This is a genomic window from Deltaproteobacteria bacterium (assembly GCA_019912665.1).
In the GTDB taxonomy this organism is placed as follows: domain Bacteria; phylum Desulfobacterota; class GWC2-55-46; order GWC2-55-46; family GWC2-55-46; genus UBA5799.
This window is the reverse complement of the sequence record JAIOIE010000006.1, coordinates 147,455-170,101: the sequence shown is the minus strand read 5'-3', so window position 1 is coordinate 170,101 and position 22,647 is coordinate 147,455. Positions and strand designations below refer to the sequence as shown.

23 protein-coding genes are annotated in these 22,647 nt (G+C 57.8%); 1 reads left to right on the top strand and 22 read right to left on the bottom strand.

All coding sequences use genetic code 11. The annotated features are described in order from the left end of the window. Positions 1-40: 40 nt before the first annotated feature. The 21 genes from K8I01_00870 to K8I01_00770 all read right to left on the bottom strand — a co-directional run bounded on the left by K8I01_00870 (position 41) and on the right by K8I01_00770 (position 19,472). Positions 41-1,195: a 1-deoxy-D-xylulose-5-phosphate reductoisomerase gene (locus K8I01_00870; protein ID MBZ0218974.1), complete on the bottom strand. Its 1,155-nt coding sequence runs from the start codon at positions 1,193-1,195 to the stop codon at positions 41-43. Further along, on the bottom strand, positions 1,192-2,007 hold the full coding sequence (locus tag K8I01_00865; protein MBZ0218973.1) for a phosphatidate cytidylyltransferase: 816 nt from the start codon (positions 2,005-2,007) through the stop codon (positions 1,192-1,194). The genes K8I01_00870 and K8I01_00865 overlap by 4 nt, the downstream gene beginning before the upstream one ends. 18 nt (positions 2,008-2,025) lie before the next feature. After that, positions 2,026-2,775, bottom strand: coding sequence for an isoprenyl transferase (locus K8I01_00860; protein MBZ0218972.1), 750 nt, complete (start codon positions 2,773-2,775; stop codon positions 2,026-2,028). Between the two features lie 58 nt (positions 2,776-2,833). Next, on the bottom strand, positions 2,834-3,391 hold the full coding sequence (gene frr, locus K8I01_00855) for a ribosome recycling factor (protein ID MBZ0218971.1): 558 nt from the start codon (positions 3,389-3,391) through the stop codon (positions 2,834-2,836). 71 nt (positions 3,392-3,462) lie between these two features. Next, positions 3,463-4,176, bottom strand: a complete 714-nt coding sequence (gene pyrH, locus K8I01_00850; protein ID MBZ0218970.1) for a UMP kinase — start codon at positions 4,174-4,176, stop codon at positions 3,463-3,465. 81 nt (positions 4,177-4,257) lie between these two features. After that, complete coding sequence (tsf, locus tag K8I01_00845) at positions 4,258-4,905, bottom strand: translation elongation factor Ts (GenBank protein ID MBZ0218969.1); 648 nt, start codon at positions 4,903-4,905, stop codon at positions 4,258-4,260. 35 nt (positions 4,906-4,940) lie between these two features. Further along, positions 4,941-5,741: a 30S ribosomal protein S2 gene (rpsB, locus tag K8I01_00840; protein MBZ0218968.1), complete on the bottom strand. Its 801-nt coding sequence runs from the start codon at positions 5,739-5,741 to the stop codon at positions 4,941-4,943. Between the two features lie 289 nt (positions 5,742-6,030). Continuing rightward, positions 6,031-6,681, bottom strand: a complete 651-nt coding sequence (locus K8I01_00835) for a hypothetical protein (protein MBZ0218967.1) — start codon at positions 6,679-6,681, stop codon at positions 6,031-6,033. Positions 6,682-6,689: 8 nt separating this feature from the next. After that, positions 6,690-7,541 (bottom strand): formylglycine-generating enzyme family protein, encoded by an 852-nt coding sequence (locus tag K8I01_00830; protein MBZ0218966.1) that lies wholly within the window; start codon positions 7,539-7,541, stop codon positions 6,690-6,692. Between the two features lie 103 nt (positions 7,542-7,644). Then, positions 7,645-9,051 (bottom strand): amidophosphoribosyltransferase, encoded by a 1,407-nt coding sequence (purF, locus tag K8I01_00825; protein MBZ0218965.1) that lies wholly within the window; start codon positions 9,049-9,051, stop codon positions 7,645-7,647. Between the two features lie 15 nt (positions 9,052-9,066). Then, on the bottom strand, positions 9,067-11,274 hold the full coding sequence (purL, locus tag K8I01_00820) for a phosphoribosylformylglycinamidine synthase subunit PurL (protein ID MBZ0218964.1): 2,208 nt from the start codon (positions 11,272-11,274) through the stop codon (positions 9,067-9,069). A 4-nt stretch (positions 11,275-11,278) separates the two neighbouring features. Then, positions 11,279-12,373, bottom strand: a complete 1,095-nt coding sequence (locus K8I01_00815; GenBank protein MBZ0218963.1) for a branched-chain amino acid aminotransferase — start codon at positions 12,371-12,373, stop codon at positions 11,279-11,281. Positions 12,374-12,571: 198 nt separating this feature from the next. Next, positions 12,572-13,021, bottom strand: coding sequence for an NUDIX hydrolase (locus K8I01_00810; GenBank protein MBZ0218962.1), 450 nt, complete (start codon positions 13,019-13,021; stop codon positions 12,572-12,574). Positions 13,022-13,102: 81 nt separating this feature from the next. Continuing rightward, positions 13,103-14,017, bottom strand: coding sequence for a radical SAM protein (locus K8I01_00805; GenBank protein MBZ0218961.1), 915 nt, complete (start codon positions 14,015-14,017; stop codon positions 13,103-13,105). 54 nt (positions 14,018-14,071) lie between these two features. Further along, entirely contained in the window at positions 14,072-14,461 is a 390-nt protein-coding gene (locus K8I01_00800) for a TraR/DksA family transcriptional regulator (protein MBZ0218960.1), read from the bottom strand. A 27-nt stretch (positions 14,462-14,488) separates the two neighbouring features. Further along, a complete protein-coding gene (locus K8I01_00795) occupies positions 14,489-15,691 on the bottom strand; it encodes a methionine adenosyltransferase (protein MBZ0218959.1) in 1,203 nt (400 codons plus the stop codon). Between the two features lie 45 nt (positions 15,692-15,736). Next, complete coding sequence (locus K8I01_00790; GenBank protein ID MBZ0218958.1) at positions 15,737-16,354, bottom strand: epoxyqueuosine reductase QueH; 618 nt, start codon at positions 16,352-16,354, stop codon at positions 15,737-15,739. A 34-nt stretch (positions 16,355-16,388) separates the two neighbouring features. Next, complete coding sequence (ruvB, locus tag K8I01_00785) at positions 16,389-17,420, bottom strand: Holliday junction branch migration DNA helicase RuvB (GenBank protein ID MBZ0218957.1); 1,032 nt, start codon at positions 17,418-17,420, stop codon at positions 16,389-16,391. 4 nt (positions 17,421-17,424) lie between these two features. Further along, on the bottom strand, positions 17,425-18,036 hold the full coding sequence (ruvA, locus tag K8I01_00780; GenBank protein MBZ0218956.1) for a Holliday junction branch migration protein RuvA: 612 nt from the start codon (positions 18,034-18,036) through the stop codon (positions 17,425-17,427). Beyond that, positions 18,033-18,554 (bottom strand): crossover junction endodeoxyribonuclease RuvC, encoded by a 522-nt coding sequence (ruvC, locus tag K8I01_00775; protein ID MBZ0218955.1) that lies wholly within the window; start codon positions 18,552-18,554, stop codon positions 18,033-18,035. The genes ruvA and ruvC overlap by 4 nt, the downstream gene beginning before the upstream one ends. Positions 18,555-18,719: 165 nt before the next feature. Then, on the bottom strand, positions 18,720-19,472 hold the full coding sequence (locus K8I01_00770; protein MBZ0218954.1) for a YebC/PmpR family DNA-binding transcriptional regulator: 753 nt from the start codon (positions 19,470-19,472) through the stop codon (positions 18,720-18,722). A 213-nt stretch (positions 19,473-19,685) separates the two neighbouring features. Here K8I01_00770 and K8I01_00765 point away from each other — a divergent pair, with 213 nt between their 5' ends. Further along, complete coding sequence (locus K8I01_00765; GenBank protein MBZ0218953.1) at positions 19,686-21,137, top strand: PAS domain S-box protein; 1,452 nt, start codon at positions 19,686-19,688, stop codon at positions 21,135-21,137. A 16-nt stretch (positions 21,138-21,153) separates the two neighbouring features. On the opposite strand, the gene K8I01_00760 is transcribed toward K8I01_00765, so the two are convergent. Next, entirely contained in the window at positions 21,154-22,548 is a 1,395-nt protein-coding gene (locus tag K8I01_00760) for a sigma-54 dependent transcriptional regulator (protein MBZ0218952.1), read from the bottom strand. Between the last annotated feature and the right edge of the window lie 99 nt (positions 22,549-22,647).

Below are 22,647 nucleotides of genomic sequence, written 5' to 3'. Positions count from 1 at the left end.
CAAAATCCCATTATACATTAATTATCGGCAGATGTCGCCCTCAGGCGGAAGCGGCGACCGACCTCGCGAGCTCCCTTGCTTTGCGGTCGGCCTCAAGAACGTCCTCAATCGACCCCGGCTCTTTCGACAGGTGCGCCCCGAGCACCTCGCCGATAATCCTTGAAATGCCTGTAAAGGGGATCCTGCCCTCGAGGAAAAGCTCTACAGCGACCTCGTCAGCCGCGTTGAGCGCGGCGGGGGCAGTGCCCCCGGTCTTGAGAGCCCCGTAAGCGAGCCCCAGGCACGGGAACCTCTCCGGCTCCGGGGCGCTGAACTCGAGGGAAAGACGGTTGAAATCCAGCGGCTCGGTCCCTGAAGAGATCCTCTCAGGGTACGCAAGGGCGTATGAGATGGGCGAGCGCATGTCCGGGGCGCTCATCTGGGCCATTACCGCGCCGTCGATATATTCGACCATCGAGTGTACTATCGACTGGGGGTGTATTACAACCGATATCTTCTCAGGCGGGAGGCCGAAAAGCCACCTTGCCTCGATGACCTCGAACCCCTTGTTGACCAGCGTGGAAGAGTCTATAGTGACCTTCCTGCCCATTTTCCATCTCGGATGCTTCAATGCCTCGTCCGGCCCCATCCTTTCGAGGTCGGCAAGCGGCGTTTTGAGGAACGGCCCGCCCGAGGCCGTGAGTATTATCCGCTTAAGGTCCTCTCGCCTGTGCCCCAGGAGCGACTGGAAGACCGCCGAATGTTCGCTGTCTACAGGTATTATGCTCACGCCTTGCTTCGCCGCCTCTTCCATCACGAGCCGCCCGGCAAGCACGAGAGATTCCTTATTGGCGAGCGCTATGTCCTTCCCGGCCCTTACCGCGGCCATGGTCGGGAGGAGACCGGCCGCGCCAGATATGGCGGCGACGGTCATGTCCACTCCCTCGAAGGAGGCGGCCTTCATGGCCGCATCCGTTCCGGCTTCTATCGAAACCGGAACGGAAAGCGAGTTCCTTAAGGCTGCTGCCGCATCCTCGCTCTCGACCGAGACGAATGCGGGCCCGAATTCTTCGATCTGTTCCTTAAGAAGTGACACGTTCCGGCCCGCTGTCAGGGATACCACCCTGAACCTCTCCGGATGCGAGCGCACCACGTGCAAGGTATTCGTCCCGATGGATCCTGTCGAGCCGAGTATGGAGATTCCCTTTCGCTTCATATGTGCATCGCCCTGAAGGTCAGGTAAAAGTAAACAAACGGTATATTGAAAATGAGGCTGTCAATCCTGTCGAGCATCCCTCCGTGCCCCGGTATTATAGCGCCCGAGTCCTTTACCCCGGCGCTCCTTTTTAGGACCGATTCGGCCAGGTCGCCAACGATGGCTATAAGGCCTATGCCGGCTGAGAGAGCGGTTATGCCAAGGTAATCGGGCCCAAGCCCGGCCAGACGGGCGAAGACGAACGCCGCGATGATACCCCCGATTATGCCCCCAACCGCGCCCTCGACCGTCTTCTTCGGGCTTATCTCGGGAGAGAGTTTGTGTTTTCCGAGTGTTTTCCCGACGGACAGGGCAAAGGTGTCGTTCGCCCAGACCACCACGAGGAGAAAAAGGAGCCACCACTGGCCTTGAGGAAGTTCCCTTAGCGGGGTAATGAAAGAGATAGGCAGGGCTATGTACAAAAGTCCCAGCGTCTTATGGGCCGTATCGATGGAGGAATCCCCGATAGTGCGGCCGGATACCATCGAATAGAAAAAGAACAGGAATACGAAGGCGAGAAGGGCCGGGGCCAGAAAGACCGGCCCGAGGTAATATTCGGCAAGGATGATTATCAAGCCGGAGACTATGCCGAGCCAGTCGAGGACCCTGTCCCTCGCATCCACCCGGGCGAGCGCATTGAACTCGGAAAAGGCAAGCACGGCGATTACGGCGGAGACCGCGAGTATCCAGTAAGGGCCGGCGTAAAGGACTATCGCGACGATAATCGGGATAAGTACGGCCCCGGTTGCTACCCTTTTCAGACTTCCCTCCAATCAGAAAATCGCGCCTGGCTACCTTCTGGCGGCCGCGCCAACTTCCTTTTCCTTCACCAGGCCGAACCTGCGCTCCCGCTTCTGGTAATTCCTTATTGCGGCCTCCAGGTGCTCTTTCGTGAAATCGGGCCAGAGCACGTCTGAAATGTATATCTCGGTGTACGCGAGCTGCCAGAGGAGGAAGTTGGATATCCTCATCTCGCCGCTCGTCCTTATGAGGAGGTCAGGGTCAGGGATGCCTGCCGTATACAGGTTCGACTGGACAGTCTCGTCGGTTATCTCCGAGGGCATGAGCCTTCCCTCGGAGACCTGCCTTGCTATGTTCCTTGCGGCCCGGGTTATCTCTTCCCGTCCGCTGTAGCTCAAGGCGAGCTGGAGGCCCATGCCGGTATTCTTTTTCGTATTCTCCTCCAGGTCGGATATCACCGCCCTAACCCCGGCCGGGAGGTCCTCGATGCAGCCTATGGCCCTGAAACGGATATTGTTCTCCATGAGGCTCTTCTTCTCGCCCTTCAAGTGGGTTTCGAGGAACTTCATGAGCATCTGGACTTCGCGGGCGGGCCTGTTCCAGTTCTCCTTCGAGAAGGTGTACAGGGTAAGGTAACCGACGCCCATCTCCCTGCAGTGGCGGACCGTCTCCCTGGCGGCCTCCACGCCCTTCCGGTGGCCGTTTATCCTGTTGAGGAGCCTCTTACGCGCCCACCTTCCGTTGCCGTCCATGATCACGGCTATGTGCCTGGGGAGATTGTCCCTGGAAATATCGCTCATCGGGAAATGCGAAGCCTTCTTTCAAGTGGGGTCGAAAAGCCTGCCGGCGGGAGGATGGCTATACCTCCATTATCTCGGCCTCTTTCTGGACGACCATCTCGTCTATCCTGTGTATCTGCCTGTCGGTCACGTCCTGCACTTCCTTCTGGAGCTTCTTAAGGTCGTCTTCCGAGATGGCCTTGTCCTTCTCCAGCTTTTTGAGGCCTTCGTTGGCGTCCCTCCTCACGTTCCGCACGGCTATCTTGCACTCCTCGGCGTACTTCCTTGCGAGCTTTACGAGGTCCTTCCTCCTCTCCTCCGTAAGAGGGGGGATATTTATCCTTATGAGCTTGCCGTCGCTCGAAGGCGTAAGCCCTAGGTCAGAGGTCATTATGGCCTTCTCTATCGCGTGCAGCTGCGAGATATCCCACGGCTGAATGGTTATGGTCCTGCTCTCGGGGACAGAGAGGGTCGCTATCTGCTTTATCGGCGTGGGCGTGCCGTAATAATCGACCTTCACATGGTCGAGTATCGCAAGCGAGGCGCGCCCGGTGCGGAGCCCTCCGAGCTCGTGCGTGAGCGCCTCGAGGGCCTTGTCCGTCCGTTTCCTTAAATCGGAAAATATCTCTTCCTTCATCTCCTGCTCCGTTCAATCGGGATTACGCATCTTTTTCCGCGTGAGCGGCACGGCAGAGCTCCGGGCCCTCTTCAGGAAACGAGGGTGCCGATCCGCTCGCCCTTCACTATCTTTACGAGATTCCCGGACTCCTTTATGCTGAAGACGATTATCGGCAGGCTATTGTCCATGCAGAGGGAAATGGCCGTCGAGTCCATGACCTTCAAGCCGTCCTTGAGTACATCTATGAACTTGAGGGTATCGTATTTGACCGCGTCCGTCTCCTTCATCGGGTCCTTGTCGTAGACGCCGTCCACCTTCGTCCCCTTGAGGATAACGTCCGCGTGTATCTCCATGGCCCGGAGCGAAGCAGCCGTGTCGGTCGTAAAGTAAGGGTTTCCCGTGCCGGCAGCGAAGATTATGACCCTGCCCTTTTCAAGGTGGCGCACCGCGCGCCTCCGTATGTAGGGCTCGGCGAGCTCTTTCATCTCTATGGCCGATATGACGCGGGTGAAGACGCCGTTCTTCTCAAGCGCATCCTGGAGCATGAGGGAGTTTATGACTGTGGCGAGCATGCCGACATAGTCGGCTGTCGCCCTGTCCATGCCTTTGGCGCTCGCGGACACTCCCCTGAAGATATTGCCGCCCCCGATGACCACCGCCACCTGGATCCCGAGATTATGCACATCCTTAATCTCCTGGGCTATGGAGTTTATGACGGATGTATCTACCCCGAACTCCTTGCTGCCCATGAGGGCCTCGCCCGAGAGCTTCAAAAGTATTCTGCTGTATTTGTATTCTGGCATGTCACGCACGGGTAGGCCGTCGGCCTGAAGGTGAGATATGCAAAAAAGAGCGGGGGGCCGGGACCCTCCCGCTCTCGGTCATTACTTCTGCGCGGCCGCCACCTCGGCGGCGAAATCGGACTGTTTCTTCTCGAGCCCCTCGCCGACCTTGAACCTGGCGAACCTTCTTATCGAGATGTTCTCGCCGAGCTTCGCTATGTTCTCGATAATGACCTGCTCGATCGTCTTCTCGGGCTCCTTCACGAAAGGCTGCTCAAGAAGGCAGGTCTCCTTCAGGAACTTTTCTATCTTCCCGTCCACCATTTTGGCTACCACATGGTCGGGCTTGCCGGATTCCTTTGCCTGGGCCTCGTATATCCGCCTTTCGCCCTCTATGACCTCGGCCGGGACTTCCTTCCTGTTCACGTATAACGGGCTCATAGCCGCTATATGGAGCGCGATCTCGCGGACCAGGGCGCTGAAGCCGTCCGTCTTGGCTACGAAATCGGTTTCGCAGTTAACCTCCACGAGTACCCCCACCTTGCCTCCGCCGTGAATATAGCTCCCTATTATGCCCTCTGTCGCGGCCCTGGCCGCCTTCTTCTCGGCTGCGGCGAGGCCCTTCTTGCGGAGAAACTCGACCGCGGCCGCCACGTCTCCCTTGGTCTCGGCAAGGGCCTTCTTGCAGTCCATGAAACCGGCCCCGGTCTTTTCCCTCAATTCCTTTACTGCTCCCGCGGAAATCTCCATTATCCGAAAAACCCCCTGATATTATTCTATCCGGTTCAGCCCTGGGCCGTTCCCTCGGCGGCCGCTCCGGCCCCGGGGGCCGGCAGAGGCGCCTCAGCCCCCGCTTCGGCCTTTACAGCCTTCTTGTCGGCCTTTGCCTGGAGCGCTTCCTCGTATGCGGCCTTGCCTTCGAGGCAAGCGTCCGCCATGGATGCCGAGAAGAGCTTTATGGCCCTTATGGCGTCGTCATTCCCGGGTATTACGTAGTCGACCTCGTCCGGGTCGCAGTTCGTGTCCACAATGGCAACGACCTTGATGCCCAGCCGGTTGGCCTCTTTTATGGCGATGGACTCCTTCTTGGAGTCGATTATGAAAAGGACGTCGGGGACCTTGTCGAGGTTCTTAACGCCGCCCAGGTATTTCTCGAGCCTTTCCCTCTCCCTTCTGAGGAGGAGGAGCTCCTTTTTCGTGGCCGAGGCGAAGTCCGGGTTGGTCTCGAGGGTGTCGAGCTCCTTCAATCTGTTTATCGACTTCTTGACGGTGGCGAAGTTGGTGAGGAACCCGCCTATCCACCTGTTGTTTATGAACCCCATCCCGGCCCTTGCGGCTTCTTCCTGTATCGCGTTCTGGGCCTGCTTCTTGGTGCCGACAAAGAGGACCCTGCCGCCCTTGGACGCGGTGTTCCTGATGTAGTCGTATGCTTCCTTGAAGAGCTTGACGGTCTGCTGAAGGTCGATGATGTAGATGCCGTTCCTGGCCCCGTAGATGTAAGTTTTCATCTTGGGGTTCCATCTCTTGGTCTGGTGCCCGAAGTGGACGCCGGATTCAAGAAGCTGCTTCATTGAAAGATAAGCCATTTGCGATTCTCCTCCATTTTGGTTTTTTTCCTCCGCGGCGCATGGGACCGGAACCCTGGACGGGCACCGCCGGTCTTAGAGATCCGCGTGCGTAGTTAATCGAAGATATTTAGCACAATAAAGCGGTTGTTGCAAGAAGAAAAAGGCTGCCGCATGCCGTTTGAGGACAGAAATAAGCGGCGAAAACCATAAGAATTGTTGAAATTAAATGCGATACGACGCGAGGGAAATAATGGTTATCTCCGGAAGGAAGAGGGCTTTAAAAACCCGTTTCGTTAACTGACGGCCGCTATTCCCCCGTCCGCCAGCCTATCTCGCCCCTGCCCATAACACCGGTCACCACGAGCTTCAAAACGCCATCTGGGCCGGGCAGCTCCGTGCCTTCCTCGGAAAACTTCGGGAATTGCACTAGGTAAGCCCTGCTCCAGAGGTCGAAATAGGGGAAGAACTCCCTTATGAAAGCCTCGGTGCCCTCGACCCTGGAAATGGAAATGGGCCTGGTCCGGTTGCCGCTCCCGTCCTCGAGATAGACCTGCCAGACCGAATCCTTTCGGTCGAAGTCGTTCAGGGCCGCATCCGGGGTATATGCGGTAAAAAAGATCTCATTATACTTTTCGGCCTGTTCAAGCTCCCGGGTGAGGAGCGCCTCCTCGCGCTCCGGGCCGAGCGCGTAGCTTTCGCTGTACTTCCTTATATAAGCCCTCCTGAACCCCTCGCTTTTATAGGTGGCGTTCAGGTAGAGCCTGGCTTCGAGCATCTCGTGCACCCTGACGCCTCCGGACCAGCGGTCCAGGACCTTGTGGTAGGGCGGCTCAGGGGCCGGCCCCTTTGCGCATCCCTGGAAAAGGAGGGTCAAGGCCAGGAGGAAAAGGCCCGTTAAAAGGGCCCTGCCCCCAGGCATGGTTATTCCCGTATTGACGATTCGCGTAAGCGTAAGCATCCCTCCGCCTATTCCGCTAGCCTGACGCCGAGGTTTATGAGCCTGCTACTGTGCTCGAGGCCGTACCTGTAGGTCGTACGGAGCTTATAGGGCGCATCCATATAGGAGCCTCCCCTCGCCACGCGCCAGAGCCCGTGCTCCGGTCCGTAGACGTCTTTACTGGGGCTCACCTGGTAGTAATCGAAATCGAAGTAGTCTTCGGTCCACTCGGTCGCGTTACCGGACATGCCGTAGAGCCCGAGCGCGTTGGGTTTCTTGGACTTGACCGGGCCTATCTTGTCGCTGTTATCGCTGAAGAGGGCGTAGTCGCCGAGTTCCGCCTCGTTCTCGGTCCCTGACCAGACCATCTTCTTTCCGCGCTCCCTCGCGGCATACTCCCACTCCGCCTCGGTCGGGAGGCGGTAATAGCCGCCGACCAGGTCATTGAGCTTCTTTATAAATTCCTGCACTGCCGAAAAGCTGACGTAGACGACAGGGGCCTGAGGGTCAACGGCCATGAGCATGTTGTATTTTTTTATCGGCGAAAACCCCATCACCAGCTCGAAGAGCTGCTGGGTCACCTCGGTCTCCGCCAGGTAATAATCGTCTACGCAGACCTCGTGGACAGGCCTCTCGTCCTCATCGCCGTTCCCGACGAAGTCACCCATCTCGAAGCAGCCGCCTTTTACGTACACCATCTCGATAAGGGGCTCTACGTCCTCTTTCGTGACGACCTTCTCCGCCGGTTTTTCGTGCCGCAGATGGTCGTCGATGCCGAGGTCATCATCTTTCATGTTCATGGGGTCCTGTGCCAATGCGCCGGAGCCTGCCATCATAAGGGCCAGAACAAGTGTAACGGCGAGATTCCTGAATTTCTTCATCTCTCTCCTGCCTCCTTCCTATTTCCGTCCTCTATCGAGGGCGTCAAACAAAAAAAGATCTCCCTTTCCAAATGGAAAAAAACCAAACGCCAGTCTAAAGCGGTCACTTGAAGAGCGCAAGCTGCGGCGCCTGGGCGCTCAGGACGTCAACCGGGTATCTGCCTGTGAAGCATGCGTCGCAGAAGCTTCCGCCCGCCTCGCGTACGGCCTGGTACAGGCCCTCGACGCTAAGGTATCCCAGGGTATCGGACGTTATATATCGGTTTATCTCCTCCACGCCCTGGACCGCGGCGATGAGCTCTTCCCTCCTAGGCGTGTCTATGCCGTAGTAGCAGGGGCATATGGTCGGCGGCGAGCTTATCCTCATGTGGACCTCTTTCGCGCCTGCGGCCCTTATCATCTTTATTATCTTCCTGCTCGTGGTGCCGCGGACGATCGAGTCGTCTATGACGACCACCCTCTTGCCGCTTATTATGTCGCTTATTGCGTTGAGCTTTATCTTCACCCCGAAGTGGCGTATCGAGTCCTTGGGCTCTATGAAGGTGCGGCCCACGTAATGGTTCCTCACGATGCCCTTGTCAAAAGGGATGCCCGAAGCCTCCGCATACCCTATTGCCGCCGGGACGCCGGAATCCGGAACCGGGACGACCACGTCGGCCTCTACCGGATGCTCCATTGCGAGCCTGGCGCCGAGTTTTTTCCTCACGGCGTGCACGTTGGCCCCGAATATCCTGGAGTCGGGCCTGGCGAAATAGATGAACTCGAAGACGCAAGGGGTATACTTGACCGCCGGGAAAGGCTTATATGATGCTATGCCGCTGCCATCGATCACGACTATTTCGCCGGGTTCTATTTCCCGGACATACTCGGCCTCTATGAGGTCGAAGGCGCAGGTCTCGGATGCCACGACCCACGCGCCCTTGAGCCTCCCGAGCGAAAGGGGCCGGAAGCCGTGCGGGTCCCTGGCCGCTATCATGACTTTTTCCGTGAGGAAAAGGAGCGAGTACGAGCCTAGCACCCTCCGGAGCGAGGCGGTAATCCTGTCTACGAGCGAGTTCTCCTTGCTCGAGGCCAGTAGATGGACGATTATCTCGGTGTCCATCGATGACTGGAAGATCGAGCCGTAGGCCTCGAACTCGGCCCTGAGTATCTGCGCGTTTACGATGTTGCCGTTGTGGGCGACCGCTATTCCGCCCCTCGAATACTCGACCACAAAGGGCTGCGCGTTCCTTATATGGGACTCTCCGGTTGTCGAGTACCGGACGTGCCCTATGGCCGCGCTGCCGTGGAGGCGCTCGATGTCCTCGCTGGTAAAGACGTCGGCCACGAGGCCCATGCCCTTGTGCGAATATATCCGCTCGCCGTCGGTCGAGGCTATGCCGGAGCTCTCCTGTCCCCTGTGCTGGAGCGAATAAAGCCCGAGATATGCGAGGTTGGCGGCCTCAGGGTGGCCGTAGATGCCGAAGACCCCGCACTCGTCATTGAACCTGTCTTTTCTGAAAGGGCCCATCGAGAAACCTGAACCTTACTTGGAATCCATGAATTTTTCAAACGCGCCGGACCAGGCGTCCCTGACCCTGTCCAGGCCTATATCGATGAATCTTCCTATTTTGAGGGACGTCCCGCCGACCCTGCCTATCACCTTGAACGGGGCCCCGGCCTTTTCCGCAATGGCCTTCATTTCATTAAGGTCGTCCTCCGCGAGGCTTATGACTATCCTCGACTGGGACTCGCCGAATAGCGCGTCGTCGGCCCTGAGGCCCCCGGCGCCTGTCTCGACCTCCGCGCCGACCGCGCCGTCCGGGTTAAGGCAGGCCTCGGCCAGTGCCACGGCCAGCCCGCCGTCCGAAACGTCGTGCGCGGAGGATATTATACCAGCCCTGATGCCCTTCAAACAAGCCTCATGGACCGCCTTCTCAAGGGCAAGGTCCAGCTCCGGCGGCGCCCCTTTCTCCATGCCGTGGATAGCGTAGAGGTATTCGCTTCCGCCGAGGCCCGGCCCCTCATTGCCGAGTAGCGCTATGAGGCCGCCGTCAGCAAGGAACCACTGCCTCGTGTGGCAGGCGGCCTTTTCGATAAGCCCCACCATGCCTATGGCCGGGGTGGGATGCACGGATACCCCAGAGGTCTCGTTATAGAGGCTTACGTTCCCGCTTACTACAGGTATGCCGAGCGCGAGGCACGCCTCTTTTATGCCCTCTATGGCTTCCTTTATCTGCCACATGACTTCGGGCCTCTCGGGGTTCCCGAAGTTCAGGCAGTCGGTAAGGGCCATGGGCTGCGCGCCGCTTGAGACGAGGTTACGGGCGGCCTCGGTTACGGCGAGCCTCCCTCCTGCCCTCGGGTCAAGGTAGCAGTACCGGGAATTGCAGTCGACCGTCAGGGCCAGGGCCTTGTCCGTCCCCTTAATCCTTACTACGGCAGAATCAGACCCGGGCAGGACGACCGTATCCGTCCTCACCATGTGATCGAACTGGCGGTATATCCACTGCTTGCTCGTTATATTGAGCGATGAAAGGAGCTTAAAAAGTATGGCATTATAATCGCCCGGCTCCGGGATTGACGATGCATCGAACGAATTAAGCTCGTCCTGCCATGCCGGTTTCTTCGAGGGCCTGTCATAAACCGGGGCGTCGTCGGTAAGAAGCGGGACAGGTATCTCGGCAACGGCCTTCCCGCCTTCGAGTATCCTTATTTCGTTCCCTTCGAAGACCCTGCCTATGACCTCGCAGTCGAGGTCCCATTTGCTGAAGATCTTCTTTACCTCGTCCTCGACGCCTTTCCGGACGACCATGAGCATCCTCTCCTGCGACTCGGAGAGCATTATCTCGTACGGGGTCATGCCCTCTTCGCGCCTGGGGACCCTGTCCATGTCGAGCTCTATTCCGACCCCTCCCCTGGACGCCATCTCGACGCTGGACGAAGTGAGCCCTGCCGCGCCCATGTCCTGGATGCCGACTACGTAATCCGTCCTGAACAGCTCGAGGCAGGCCTCAAGAAGTAGCTTCTCGGCGAACGGGTCGCCGACCTGGACCGTGGGCCTCCTCTCCTCGCCGCCCTCTCCGAAGACGTCAGAGGCCATTGTCGCGCCGTGTATGCCGTCGCGGCCGGTTTTGCTCCCCACGTACATGACAGGGTTACCTGCCCCTGAGGCCTTGCCCCTGAATATCCGGTCCTTCTTCACGACCCCGGCGGTCATTACGTTCACGAGGCAGTTGCCGTTATACGAGGGGTTGAAGCTCACCTCTCCGCCGACCGTCGGGACGCCGATACAGTTCCCGTACCCGGCTATGCCGGAGACGACCCCGTCGACAAGAAACCTGGTCCTCGGGTTATCCGGGGCGCCGAAGCGAAGGAGGTTTAAAGAGGCAACGGGCCTTGCGCCCATTGTGAATATGTCCCTCAAGATGCCGCCGACCCCGGTCGCCGCGCCCTGGTAAGGCTCTATGAAAGAAGGGTGGTTATGGCTCTCCATCTTGAAGGCCACGGCGAGCCCGTCGCCTATGTCCACTATCCCCGCGTTCTCGCCCGGGCCCTGTAGCACGAACTCGCCCTTTGTCGGGAAGCCCCGGAGGTGCTTCCTCGACGACTTGTAGGAGCAATGCTCGCTCCACATGACCGAGAATATGCCGAGTTCGAGGAGGTTCGGCTCCCTCCCGAGGGAGGCCACTATCCTCTGGTACTCGTCCGGGGCGAGCCCGTGTTCCTTTACTACTTCTTCGGTTATCCTCATTTCCCTATTCCGCCGGGATGGAGTATATCCACCCGCGCTTGTCCTCTATCTCTCCGTACTGGAGGCCTGTTATATGGTCGTAGACCCTCTTCGCGAGCGGGCCGGTTTCGCCGCGATTTATGGTGATGGACGCGCCCTGGTGGTGTATCTCTCCGACCGGGGATATGACAGCGGCCGTGCCCGTTCCGAAGGCCTCCTTAAGGCTCCCCTTTTCAGAGGCGGCAAAGACCTCGTCTATTGAGATCTTCCGCTCGGACACCTTCAGGCCCCAGTCCCGCGCGATCGTCATGACCGAGTCGCGGGTCACGCCCGCGAGGACCGAGCCGCCGAGTGCGGGTGTCACGAGCTCGTCTTCGAGAAGGAAGAACATGTTCATTGTGCCGACTTCTTCTATGTATTTCTTCTCGACGGCATCGAGCCACAATACCTGCGTAAAACCCTTTTTCTTGGCCTCCTCGGCAGGCAAAAGGCTTGCCGCGTAGTTCGCCGGGGTCTTGGCCTCGCCGAGGCCGCCCCTCACGGCCCGGACATACTCTCCGGGCGTCGTGAGCCTTACCGGGTTTATCCCCTCTTTATAGTACGCGCCCACAGGCGAGGTTATGATGAGGAACTTGTATGTGTCCGATACCTTCACGCCTAGGTAGTTGTCTGTAGCGAATATGAAGGGCCTTATGTAGAGGGCGCAGCCCCTTTTCGGCGGGACCCACCCCCTGTCGGTCCTGATAAGCGCGTGGAGGCCCGCGAGGAAGTCCTGATAAGAGACCGGGGGTATGCAGAGCCTCTTCGAGGAGCGGAGCATCCTCTCGTGGTATTTCTCGGGCCTGAATATGTTTATGGAGCCGTTCGGGGCGCGGAAGGCCTTTAGCCCCTCGAAAATGGCCTGCCCGTAGTGGAGGGTAGTAAGGGCAGGCGAGACCTCGATATTGCCGAAGGGCACGACAGCCGGGGGGCCCCACATGCCGTCTCTAAAGTCCATCGAGAGCATGTGGTCGGAAAAAACGGTGCCGAAGACCGGGTTTTCGAGGATACCAGGGGTGAGCCTGCTCTCTTTCACCCTCCTTACCTCGACATTTTTTAGGAGCGGCATATTGTTGGACATTTTCCCTTGCGAGGACCTGACGGCTCCCTTCGGAAACCCGTGTTTTTCAAAGGGGTTTTTCCGCACAGGGGCCGAAAAGCGAGCTTTCTCCGGCTATCCGAAGAAAAGTTAAAATAACCTAAAACAGCACAAATGACAAGAGCGAAAAGAGGCGTGGAATCGTATTTTGATGGGTAGGCACGGCGGTGAAGCGCCCCTTCAGGCGCCCTCGCTCGAAAGGAGCATCTCTATCATCTCCCTTGCTTTCCTAATGATATCCTTCTCGTCCTTAAACCTCATCATGCCGGCAGCTTCGCCTATGGGGACCCACCTGCACTCGTCGACCTCCTCGTCGTGGTCCTCGACCCTCCCTGACGTATACTCCATGAGGAAAAAATATACTATCTTGAATATCCTCCTGGTCTCCCCGCCCTCTTTCATGGTGAAGAAATACTCTATATGCCCGATCTTCTCGATTATCCTGCCGTCAAGGCCGGTCTCTTCCCTGACCTCCCTGTGCGCGGTCCTCGCGAGGTTCTCGCCTTTTTCCGCCGTGCCTTTGGGAAGCCCCCAGACCTTGCCGCCGCGGACGGAAATAAGCGCGACCTCGACCAGCCCGCCTTTTTTCCTGAATATCACACCCCCGGCCGAGATCCGGCGCTCCGCCACGTGCCCCTCCGATATTTACGAACCGAAAGCAATATTGGCTGCACTGTCACACTTTGGCTCCGCCCAGAATGACTTGAGCCTTCAGCAACGTCCCTCTATGCGGCTGAGCCCCTTTTTACGCGCAGTCTCGATTGCCTGCTCAAGCTCCACAACAGTAGCCCTTCTTGAGAGGCGCGGGTCCTCAAAAGCCCTGTATACGGGCCTGTACTGGTCCATGATGTTGACATAGGTGTCTGTAGATATATCTTCAGCCAGGAAGCGCATTACCTCCTCGGTACCAGCAAGGCCGTCCGGGAGGACGAGGTGCCTTACGATGAGGCCCCGGCGGGCGATATTGTCCGGCCCGGTCTCGAGATTTCCGACCTGCCTGTGCATCTCCCTTACCGCCTCCCTGGCCTTCGAGAAATATCCGTGGATGCCTGAAAGCTCGAGACCGCTCCGGTCAGAGCCGTATTTGATATCCGGCATATATATGTCGAATATGCCTTCAAGGAGTTTTAGCGTTTCGAGCGAGTCGTAGCCGCCTGAGTTGTAGACGAGCGGCACATCAAGACCGTTCTCTATGGCAAGGGGAAGGCTTTCGGCTATCTGCGGGGCCTGGTGCGTGGGCGTAACGAAGTTTATGTTATGGCAGCCCTCTCTCTGGAGGCGGAGCATCATCGAAGCGAGACCCTCGGGTGTCACTTCCCTCCCGTCTCCGGAACGGCTTATCTCATGGTTCTGGCAGAATACGCACTTAAGATTGCAGTACGAAAGGAAGATCGTGCCGCTCCCGTAGCTGCCTACAAGCGGCGGTTCCTCGCCGAAATGCGAGATTGCGGCGGAAACTCGCGGAAACGAGCCGGTACGGCAGACGCCGGCCTTCCCCTCAAGGCGAGCCGCGCCGCACTCTAAAGGGCACACCCTGCACGGGGAGAGCATGGCCTTGAGCTCCCTTATGCGGGTAAAAAGCTCGCCGGTCTCGTAAAGCCTTATGTAGCCCGGACGGAAACCCATACACGGACATTATATCAGGAACGGCTCCCTGGCAGGAACCCAAAAAGCGGGGCTTCAGATAGTGGGTTTCTTGCCTCCGGACAGCTCTTCGAGCTCGGTCTGGCACCTCAAACAGTGCTCGGCGTATGGCATGGCCTTGAGCCTCTCCTCGCCGATCTCGGCCCCGCACCGGCTGCATGTGCCGTATGTGCCCTCGTCCAGTTTCCGAAGGGCCACCTCCATGCTCTCCAGTTCCTGCCTCCTCAAGTCCGAGACCGAAAGGCCGAGGTCTTCGACAAGGTCCAGGACCGACATCTCCTCGAGGTCGTGCGGTATGTCGAACTGGTCGCTGTAGTCCTTTCCGAATTTCCTGAATATCTCCTCCCTCAGGTCGTTCCACACCTTGCGCTTCCTGTCGAGGAGGAGCTTTTTATGCCTTGCCTTATGGTTATTGTTCCGGTTCATCTGGCGCAGACCTCCTTTCTGGCCTCTTCAGCATACGGGGTGCTCGCCCCTTGCGAGCTCTTCTGTAAACGAAGAAATCCGTAAAAGGAACTCGTCGATTATCTTCCTTACTCCCTTCTCGTAATGGTCCCTGCCGGCCCTGCCCTCTGGTATGACCTGCACAAAGACCTGCTTGGGCTCGTCTATGGGCCTCCCGATCTCGCTCAGGAGCCAGACAGAGACCTCCTTCACGCCCTTGACGCGCCCGTATATCTCGGATGCCATTATGTGCGACATTATCGAATATATTTTCCCCACGTGGCTCACCGGGTTTTTCCCTGCTGCCGCCTCGGTGCCCATCGGGCGGTTTAGAGAGATAACGCCGTTTACGCGGTTTCCCCTTCCAACCTGGCCCGAGTCCGCGTCCTCGGCGGACGTGCCGAGAAGCGTGAGGTACACGCCCCTGGTGCCCTGCCCTTTCATGTCGAGAGAATTGAGATTGAGAGCAATATCAGAAAACGGAAAGCCCGAGAGGAAGTCCTTGATTGCGGTGTGCATCTCTTTTTTCTTTTTAAAGTAGGCGGACTCGCTCTGTATAAGACCCGCGAAAAGCGGGCAGGCGACCGTCAAGCCGAGCTCGCTCCCTGTCCTTACGCCCATCACCTTCACATCCGAGCCTGCTTCCGGGAAGCGGAGCTTGAAGGCCTCGGAATTTATAAAGCGTTCGGTAGCCAGGACCGCGCGCTCGGTGGGAGTGAGCGGGGCATAGCCTGCCGCCGCAGAGGTGTCGTTCGCGACCCTAACCCTGCCGCGCCTCTCGAAAATGCCCGCAAGCTCCTCGGAGCCCGGTTGCAGTACGACCCTGACCTTAAGGTGCTCGTCAGGGTCCACGTGCGGGAGGTTCTCAGTGACCCAGGAACGGACTGTCCGCTTTACTATATCCTCGACCGGGACGCGAGACTCGTCAGTCCCGAAAGATGCCCTGTCGCCTACGATGAGCTCCATCGGCTTCAGGACCTTACCTCCCCCGAAGCCCTTCTCCACCTGCCCGGCTACGAGGAGGCCCTTGTCGATATTATGATGGAGGACGGCGCCGAACCTTTCCATGTACTCGCGGCTCAAAGCCACCGAGATCCTTTCCATGACAGCGTCGCAGATGGAGTCCGGATGCCCGGTCCCCTTTCTCTCGACTATCTCCACGGCCTGCTCGGCAACGGCCATATTTGATGAGACCTCGACAGTCTTCTGCATCGTTAACCGGCCCCGGAGGGGATTTCTATTCGAAGCGGCCCCTCATTATTTTTTTGACTTCTTCGAGTACCTTTCCATTTTGCTGTATATGCAGCCGCAATATTTCTGCCTATAGAGTCCGAGGGCCTTGGAGGCGTCGATGCCTTCCTGCCACAGAGGCCTGAAATCCTCATAAAGGAAGAGTATGCCGTACTTTCCGGCTAATTCAATGCCTGCGCTCCTTATGGCATCGTGGTCCTGGTACCTGCTGTATAGAAGAGACGAGGTGAAGACCGGAAACCCGAGGTGGCTGGCGGCCCGTGCGGTAGCCTCAAGCCTGAGATAGTAGCAATGTTCGCATCTCTTTCCCGTTTTCGGGAAACCGGGGCCCGCGTGCTCCTTCAAGCCCTTAAGGAATGCCGAGGGCCTGTATTCCTCGTCAAATATGACGTTAAGCGAGAGGTGTCGGGCAAGCTCCCTTGCGGCGGCGAGCCTTTTCCTGAACTCCGATAACGGGTGGATATTCGGGTTATGGAAGAAGCCGGAGACCTCGGCCTTTCCATCAAGGAGAGATTTAAGCGGCATGATCGAGCAGGGGCCGCAGCAGATGTGCGCCAAAACGGGAGTGTTCCTGCCGGGGGCCGATACGGCCGGGAGGTCCTTTATGGATATGACCTCTTTCATTCGTGACATTAATTTGGAGGTTGGGGGGACTGGATCAAAAAAGCCCTTCCTGCTTCCCTGCGCTCGCCGTCTTTCTGCAGGGCCGGCCCAGGTGCGCGTACGCAAGCTCCGTAGCGACCCTGCCCCTGGGGGTCCTGTTGAGATACCCCTCCTGCAGGAGGTAGGGCTCGTGGAGGTCCTCTATGGCGTCCTTCTCCTCGTGGAGCGCCGAGGCAAGTGCCTCTATGCCCACCGGCCCTCCGCCGAACTTGTCTATTATGGTGAGGAGCATCCTCCTGTCCATCTTGTCGAACCCTTTTGAGTCTATCTCGAGCATGGAAAGGGCGCCGGCCGCGACATCCCTTGTTATCACGCCCTTTGCCTTGACCTGGGCGAAGTCCCTCACCCTCCGCAAGAGCCGGTTAGCTACCCTCGGAGTGCCCCTAGACCTCCCTGCGATCTCCTCGGCGCCGTCGGGCGTGATCTCTACATCGAGTATGGAGGCTGAGCGCGTGACTATGGTCTTAAGCTCATCGGCCGCATAGAAGTCGAACCTCAGCATCACCCCGAACCTGTCCCGCAAAGGCGAGGTAAGGAGCCCGGCCCTTGTCGTCGCGCCAATGAGGGTGAACTTCGGAAGCTCTATCTTTACCGACCTTGCCGAAGGCCCCTGCCCGATTAGTATGTCAATATGATAGTCCTCCATTGCCGGATAGAGTATCTCTTCCACGGCCGGGGTAAGCCTGTGTATCTCGTCTATGAAGAAGACGTCGCGGTCCTCGATATTCGTGAGCATTGCCGCCAGGTCGCCGGCCTTGTCTATGACCGGGCCTGAGGAGGCCTTTATCTGGCTCCCGAGTTCGTTGGCTATTATCATGGCCATTGTGGTCTTCCCGAGCCCCGGAGGGCCGTAGAAGAGGACGTGGTCGAGCGCCTCTCCCCTGCCCTTGGCGGCCTGGATAAAGACCTTCAAGTTTTCCTTGAGCTTCTCCTGCCCTATGAAGTCGTCGAGGAGCTTGGGCCGGAGGGTTGCCTCGAACTCGTCCTCTTTAAGCTTCGCGGGCGTTATTTCGCGCTCGTCTTCCATGCGTTCATGTCCTTGTCTTCGAAATGAGCCGGAGCGATTCCTTCAGGACCTCTTCAAAGGCAGGCTCGTCCCCGAGTGACCGGGCCGCCTTCTTGGCCGCCTCCTCCGCGGGCACGCTCCTGTAGCCGAGGTTCTCAAGTGCCGAGACAACGTCGCTTACGAGCGGGTCCCTGCCGGAAGCGGGCTCTTCCTGAGGCGCACCCCTGAAGGATATTGAGCCTATTTTGTCCTTCAGCTCCAGGATGAGCCTCTCGGACGATTTTGCGCCTATACCCGGGATTGAGCCGAGCCGCGCCTTGTCTGACGAGCTTATGGCCTGTATGAGGTCTCCTACCGCGACCCCTGAAAGGATATTCCGGGCAAGCTTCGGACCCACGCCCGAAACGCTTATGAGGAGCTGGAAGACCTCCTTCTCCTCTTGAGTCAGAAAGCCGTATAGCTGTATGGCGTCCTCCCTCAAATGGGTATGGACCCGGAGGCTTACAATTTCTCCGTCAAGAGGAAGGGTATAGAACGTGGAAAGCGGGATGAAGACCTCGTAGCCCACCCCGCCAGTCTCGATGACCACCGATTCCGTAGTCTTGTGTATTATGCGCCCCTTTATGCTGGCTATCATATCGTGCGCCTGGTGGAAAGGAGCGCGGCCTCCCCCTTTATGCGGAGTCCGGAAGAATGGCTGTTAAGGTGGCAGATGGCAAGGGCGAGCGCGTCGGTTGCGTCCTTCTTGCCTTCTATCAGCCCGGCTTTCAGCAGGAGACCTACCATCTTCTGCACGTCTTCCTTGGCGGCCCTGCCGTTCCCTGTTACAGCCTGCTTGACCGAGGAAGGAGAATACTCGTATACGGGTATTCCGAATTCCGCGACGGTGACTAGCAGAGCCCCCCTCGCCTGCCCGAGTATTATGGCGCTCCTGGCGTTCTTCGCGTAAAAGACCGATTCGAGCGAGACGGCTTCTGGCCTGAACTCCTCTATTATCTCCCTGAGCCTCTTTGATATGCAGAGGAGTCGGGAGGAAAGCGGAAGCCCGGCTCCGGGAGAGATATCCCCGTGGCAGACGCGCACCAGCGCATTGCCCTTCCTCTCCACTATGCCGTAGCCTGTAGAGACGCTTCCGGGGTCTATTCCCAGCACCATCGTTTTCACCTTTGTAGGCTGCTGAAAAAGCCCATCTGCTTCGTTGTCTTAGTCGCTCGCATCTGGAGCTTTTTGAGCAGCCTGAGCGAATTTTACGTTTTTCCGCAACCTGTTAGAATCACACCCGGATACCGCGCGAACTCGCGGCCGTCCAGATAGATTATTTTAGGAGGCTATGCTCGACATCTCCTCGGGCGAAATATCGAAGTTCGCGTACACTGACTGGACGTCGTCCAGGTCCTCGAGCTCCTCAAGTAGGCTCAGCACCTGCCTGGCGGTTTTACCCTCGACGCTTACGGTCGTCTTCGGGACCATTGCTATGTCTGAATGGGCATAGCGGACCCCGGCCTGGTCGAAGGCCGATTTGACCCTGGCGTAGTCCGTGGGCTCGGTATATACCTCGAAGACCCTGTCGTCCTGGTTAGCTGCTACGTCCTCGGCCCCGGCCTCGAGCGCGGCCTCCATGAGCCTTTCTTCCGTTATCGAGCCCATGTCAAAGGTGAAGACGCCCTTTTTCTCGAACATGTAAGCGACCGAGCCGCTCTGGCCGAGGCTTCCGCCGAAGCGCGAAAAGGCGTGCCTCACCTCCGAGGCGGTCCTGTTCCTGTTGTCGGTCATGAAGTTCACGATAACGGCGACCCCGCCAGGCCCATAGCCCTCGTATGCGCCCTCCTCGTAGACCACGTTTTCGAGCTCGCCAGCGCCTTTCTTTATGGCCCTCTCGATATTGTCGGCCGGGAGGTTCTCGGCCTTGGCCTTCTCGACGGCGAGGCGGAGCCTGGGGTTCCCCCCGGGGTCGCTCCCGCTCTTGGCCGCGACCATTATCTCCTTCACCAGTTTCGTAAAGACCTTGCCCTTCTTAGCGTCGGATTTGGCCTTCTTGTGTTTGATGTTGGCCCACTTTGAATGCCCTGCCATTAAACCGCTCCGTTGAGACTTTTTTGTTATTAATAGGAAACATACGTTTCATAACACAAAAGGACCGGTTTTTCAATTTACAATATAAGCGCCCGGACCGCATTCCAGGCGCTCCTGTTCCTTCTGTTATACTGAAAATAGGATCTGGACACTCCAATATATGGCACTCCGCATAACGCGCATATCGTCAAAGACCGGTAAAGGAGCGCGCTTATGGACCAAGCCGACCGCCACGGAATAATGGGAGAATTGGAAAGCCTCAGAAAACGAATAAGGGAACTGGAAAAAAAAGAGGCCGAGCGAAGACGCAATCTCGAAGAAAACCCCGCCACGATAGAGGCCCTTATGAAGTACATACCCGAGGGCATAATCATCGTTTCAGCGCCTGACGAGACGGTAAGGATGGCAAGCAGGGAAGCGCTCCGCATGTCGGGTAACGGCCCGGAAAGCATCGAGGGGCTTAAGCTGAAGGACCTTGCCGGCAAATGCCCTGTCTACCATCCGGACGGAAGAAAGCTCAGGGATGATGAAAACCCGCTTTACATCGCGCTCCGGGAGGGCCGGGTCATAAGCGACCGGGAGTTCACGCTCCGGAAGCCGGACGGGAGCGAGACATACGTACTGGCCAACGCTGGCCCGGTCTTTGATAATGCAGGCAAGCTCCTTGGCGCGATAGTCTCATGGAGGGACATAACCGAGAGGAGGAGGGCCGAGCAGGCCGTACTCAGGGAAAGGGGGCTACTAAGTAAGGTGCTCGCCTTACTTCCCGTGGGCGTGTGGATCTTGGATTGTAGCGGCAACATTGTGGAGGGAAACGACGAGGGACAGAGGATATGGGGCGGCGTGAGGCGCGTCGGCATCGAGGAATACGGCGAATACAAGGCCTGGTGGGCGGAAACAGGAAAACCGATAGCTCCCCATGAGTGGGCTGGCGCGAGGGCCATTGAAAAGGGCGAGACCTCATTAAACGAAGAAGTAGAGATAGAGGGCTTCAACGGGGTGCGCCGCTTCATAATGAACTCGGCTGTGCCCCTTACGGACGAAAGGGGCCGTATTCTGGGGGCGGTCACGGTAAACCAGGACATAACCGCAAGGAAGCTGGGCGAAAGGATGCTCGATGAGGCACAGCGGATAGCACGCCTCGGAAATTGGATATGGGACCCGGAAAAGGACCAGATGTGCGGCTCAAGCGAGGCGTACAGGATTTTCGGGCTCAGGGAAGGGCAGCCCATGAACATGGAGGAGTTCATGAAGATGGTCCATCGGGAAGACCGGGAGGCGCTCAAGAACGCCATCCAGGATTCCCTTGAAAGGGGCGGCGGGTACGAGTTCGACTTCAGGGTCGAGGTCAAAGGCGCCCTGAAATACGTCCAGGCCATCGGCAGGACGGAGTACAGGAACGGAAAGCCTGTCGCCGTAAGGGGCACGGTCCAGGACATTACGGAACGGAAGAAGACGGAGAACGAGCTGAGGGACGCGCTCTCCCGCATAAAGACCCTTAGCGGCCTCATCCCTATATGCGCGAACTGCAAGAGAATAAGGGACGACAGGGGCTACTGGATGAGGATAGAAAAATACATAGAAGACCGCTCCGCCGCCGAATTCACACACAGCCTCTGCCCCGACTGCGAGAGAAAGCTTTATGAAGAGGACAAGGCGGCCTGATAGCCCTACCCTCTCTTCAAACCCGACCGGCACCCCCTGGCCCCTTTATGCCGAGCTCCCGCATCTTAAGGAGGAGCGTATTCCTGTGTATCTTCAGCGCCCTTGCGGTTTCAGCCCTGTTCCAGTTGGCCTTGTCCAGAGCGCCTTTTATGTAATGCCTCTCGAAGGCCTTGACCGCCTCCTTGAAATCCGGCATTTCCTTTCCTGGAACGGCCTCTTCCGGAAGTGTGAGCATGCCTATCGGCAGGTCGTCGGCCCTGATCAGGCCCCTTTCCGGGGCGAGCACCACGAGCCTTTCCATCAGGTTTTCAAGCTCCCTTATATTTCCGGGCCAGGAATAATCCATGAACGCCCTTATGACCTCGGGATGGACGCCCTCTATCCTTTTTACGCACTTCTTTGAGAGCTTTTCGAGGAAATGCTCTACCAGCAAGGGCACGTCCTCCTTCCTTTCCCTGAGGGGCGGAAGCTCTACGGGCACGACCTTGAGCCTGTAGAAGAGGTCCTCCCTGAAGCGGCCCGCCGCGACCTCGTCCTCAAGGCGCGCGTTCGATGCCGCGATCACCCTTATGTCCACCTTGATGGAGGAATTTGAGCCGACCCTTTCGAAGGACCTCTCCTGCAGCACCCGGAGGAGCTTTATCTGGAGGTGCATGGGAAGGGTGGATACTTCGTCAAGGAAGAGCGTGCCTGTGTCGGCGTGCTCGAACTTCCCTATCTTTCTCTGGTGCGCTCCGGTGAAAGCGCCCCTCTCGTGCCCGAAGAGCTCGCTTTCCATCAGTTCCGAAGGGACGGCCCCGCAATTCACGGCCACGAAGGGCTTCTCCCTCCTGTCGCTCATAAAATGGATGGCCCTGGCGACAAGCTCCTTCCCTGTGCCGCTCTCACCCGTTATAAGCACCCCTGATGAGGTCCGGCTTACCGCCTGCATGAGCCCGAAGACCTTCCGCATCGCAGGCGACTTGCTTATCATCTCGCCGTTTAAGTACCTGAGTCCGGTCCGTTCGTTAAGCTCCTCCTTCAGGAACTCAATTTCGCTCTTGAGCTTAAGGCCTTCGGAGAGCCTCGAAAGTGTGGCAAGGAGCTCGTCTCCGTCAAAGGGCTTTGTTATGTAATCGTACGCCCCTTTCCTCAGGGAGGATACCGCCTGCTCGGCGCTGTCGAGGGCGGAGAGCATTACGACCTCGATGGAGCCGTCGAGCTCCTTCAAGCGCCCGAGCGTTTCAAGCCCGTCCATGCCGGGGAGCTTAAGGTCAAGGAGCACTATCTCTACCGGCCTTGAACGCGCCAGCAATAAGGCCTCCGGGCCGGTCCTCGCCTTTATGACCTCATAGGCTTCCCTCAAGAGTATTTCAAGCGTACCCGTGATAAATTCGTCGTCGTCCACAACGAGGACAAGTGGTTTTCTCATATAAGCTGCCGTCGCCTGTTTTCTGAGGAGTCGCGCCATTTGCCCTGACTATTCACAAATAATGTACTAGCAATACAATAGTAACATATTGTGATTCCA

Bases quoted from the DNA above. Each gene is read 5' to 3' on its own strand.
- purF (MBZ0218965.1), bottom strand. From the start codon at position 9,051: ATGGGCCCTTTCAGAAAAGACAGGTTCAATGACGAGTGCGGGGTCTTC.
- K8I01_00830 (MBZ0218966.1), bottom strand. From the start codon at position 7,541: ATGAAGAAATTCAGGAATCTCGCCGTTACACTTGTTCTGGCCCTTATG.
- ruvA (MBZ0218956.1), bottom strand. From the start codon at position 18,036: ATGATAGCCAGCATAAAGGGGCGCATAATACACAAGACTACGGAATCG.
- K8I01_00815 (MBZ0218963.1), bottom strand. From the start codon at position 12,373: ATGTCCAACAATATGCCGCTCCTAAAAAATGTCGAGGTAAGGAGGGTG.
- K8I01_00800 (MBZ0218960.1), bottom strand. From the start codon at position 14,461: ATGAACCGGAACAATAACCATAAGGCAAGGCATAAAAAGCTCCTCCTC.
- pyrH (MBZ0218970.1), bottom strand. From the start codon at position 4,176: ATGCCAGAATACAAATACAGCAGAATACTTTTGAAGCTCTCGGGCGAG.
- purL (MBZ0218964.1), bottom strand. From the start codon at position 11,274: ATGAGGATAACCGAAGAAGTAGTAAAGGAACACGGGCTCGCCCCGGAC.
- rpsB (MBZ0218968.1), bottom strand. From the start codon at position 5,741: ATGGCTTATCTTTCAATGAAGCAGCTTCTTGAATCCGGCGTCCACTTC.
- frr (MBZ0218971.1), bottom strand. From the start codon at position 3,391: ATGAAGGAAGAGATATTTTCCGATTTAAGGAAACGGACGGACAAGGCC.
- K8I01_00770 (MBZ0218954.1), bottom strand. From the start codon at position 19,472: ATGGCAGGGCATTCAAAGTGGGCCAACATCAAACACAAGAAGGCCAAA.
- K8I01_00790 (MBZ0218958.1), bottom strand. From the start codon at position 16,354: ATGAAAGAGGTCATATCCATAAAGGACCTCCCGGCCGTATCGGCCCCC.
- K8I01_00870 (MBZ0218974.1), bottom strand. From the start codon at position 1,195: ATGAAGCGAAAGGGAATCTCCATACTCGGCTCGACAGGATCCATCGGG.
- tsf (MBZ0218969.1), bottom strand. From the start codon at position 4,905: ATGGAGATTTCCGCGGGAGCAGTAAAGGAATTGAGGGAAAAGACCGGG.
- K8I01_00765 (MBZ0218953.1), top strand. From the start codon at position 19,686: ATGGACCAAGCCGACCGCCACGGAATAATGGGAGAATTGGAAAGCCTC.
- K8I01_00760 (MBZ0218952.1), bottom strand. From the start codon at position 22,548: ATGAGAAAACCACTTGTCCTCGTTGTGGACGACGACGAATTTATCACG.
- K8I01_00835 (MBZ0218967.1), bottom strand. From the start codon at position 6,681: ATGCTTACGCTTACGCGAATCGTCAATACGGGAATAACCATGCCTGGG.
- K8I01_00860 (MBZ0218972.1), bottom strand. From the start codon at position 2,775: ATGAGCGATATTTCCAGGGACAATCTCCCCAGGCACATAGCCGTGATC.
- K8I01_00805 (MBZ0218961.1), bottom strand. From the start codon at position 14,017: ATGGGTTTCCGTCCGGGCTACATAAGGCTTTACGAGACCGGCGAGCTT.
- ruvB (MBZ0218957.1), bottom strand. From the start codon at position 17,420: ATGGAAGACGAGCGCGAAATAACGCCCGCGAAGCTTAAAGAGGACGAG.
- ruvC (MBZ0218955.1), bottom strand. From the start codon at position 18,554: ATGGTGCTGGGAATAGACCCCGGAAGCGTCTCTACAGGCTACGGCATA.
- K8I01_00795 (MBZ0218959.1), bottom strand. From the start codon at position 15,691: ATGCAGAAGACTGTCGAGGTCTCATCAAATATGGCCGTTGCCGAGCAG.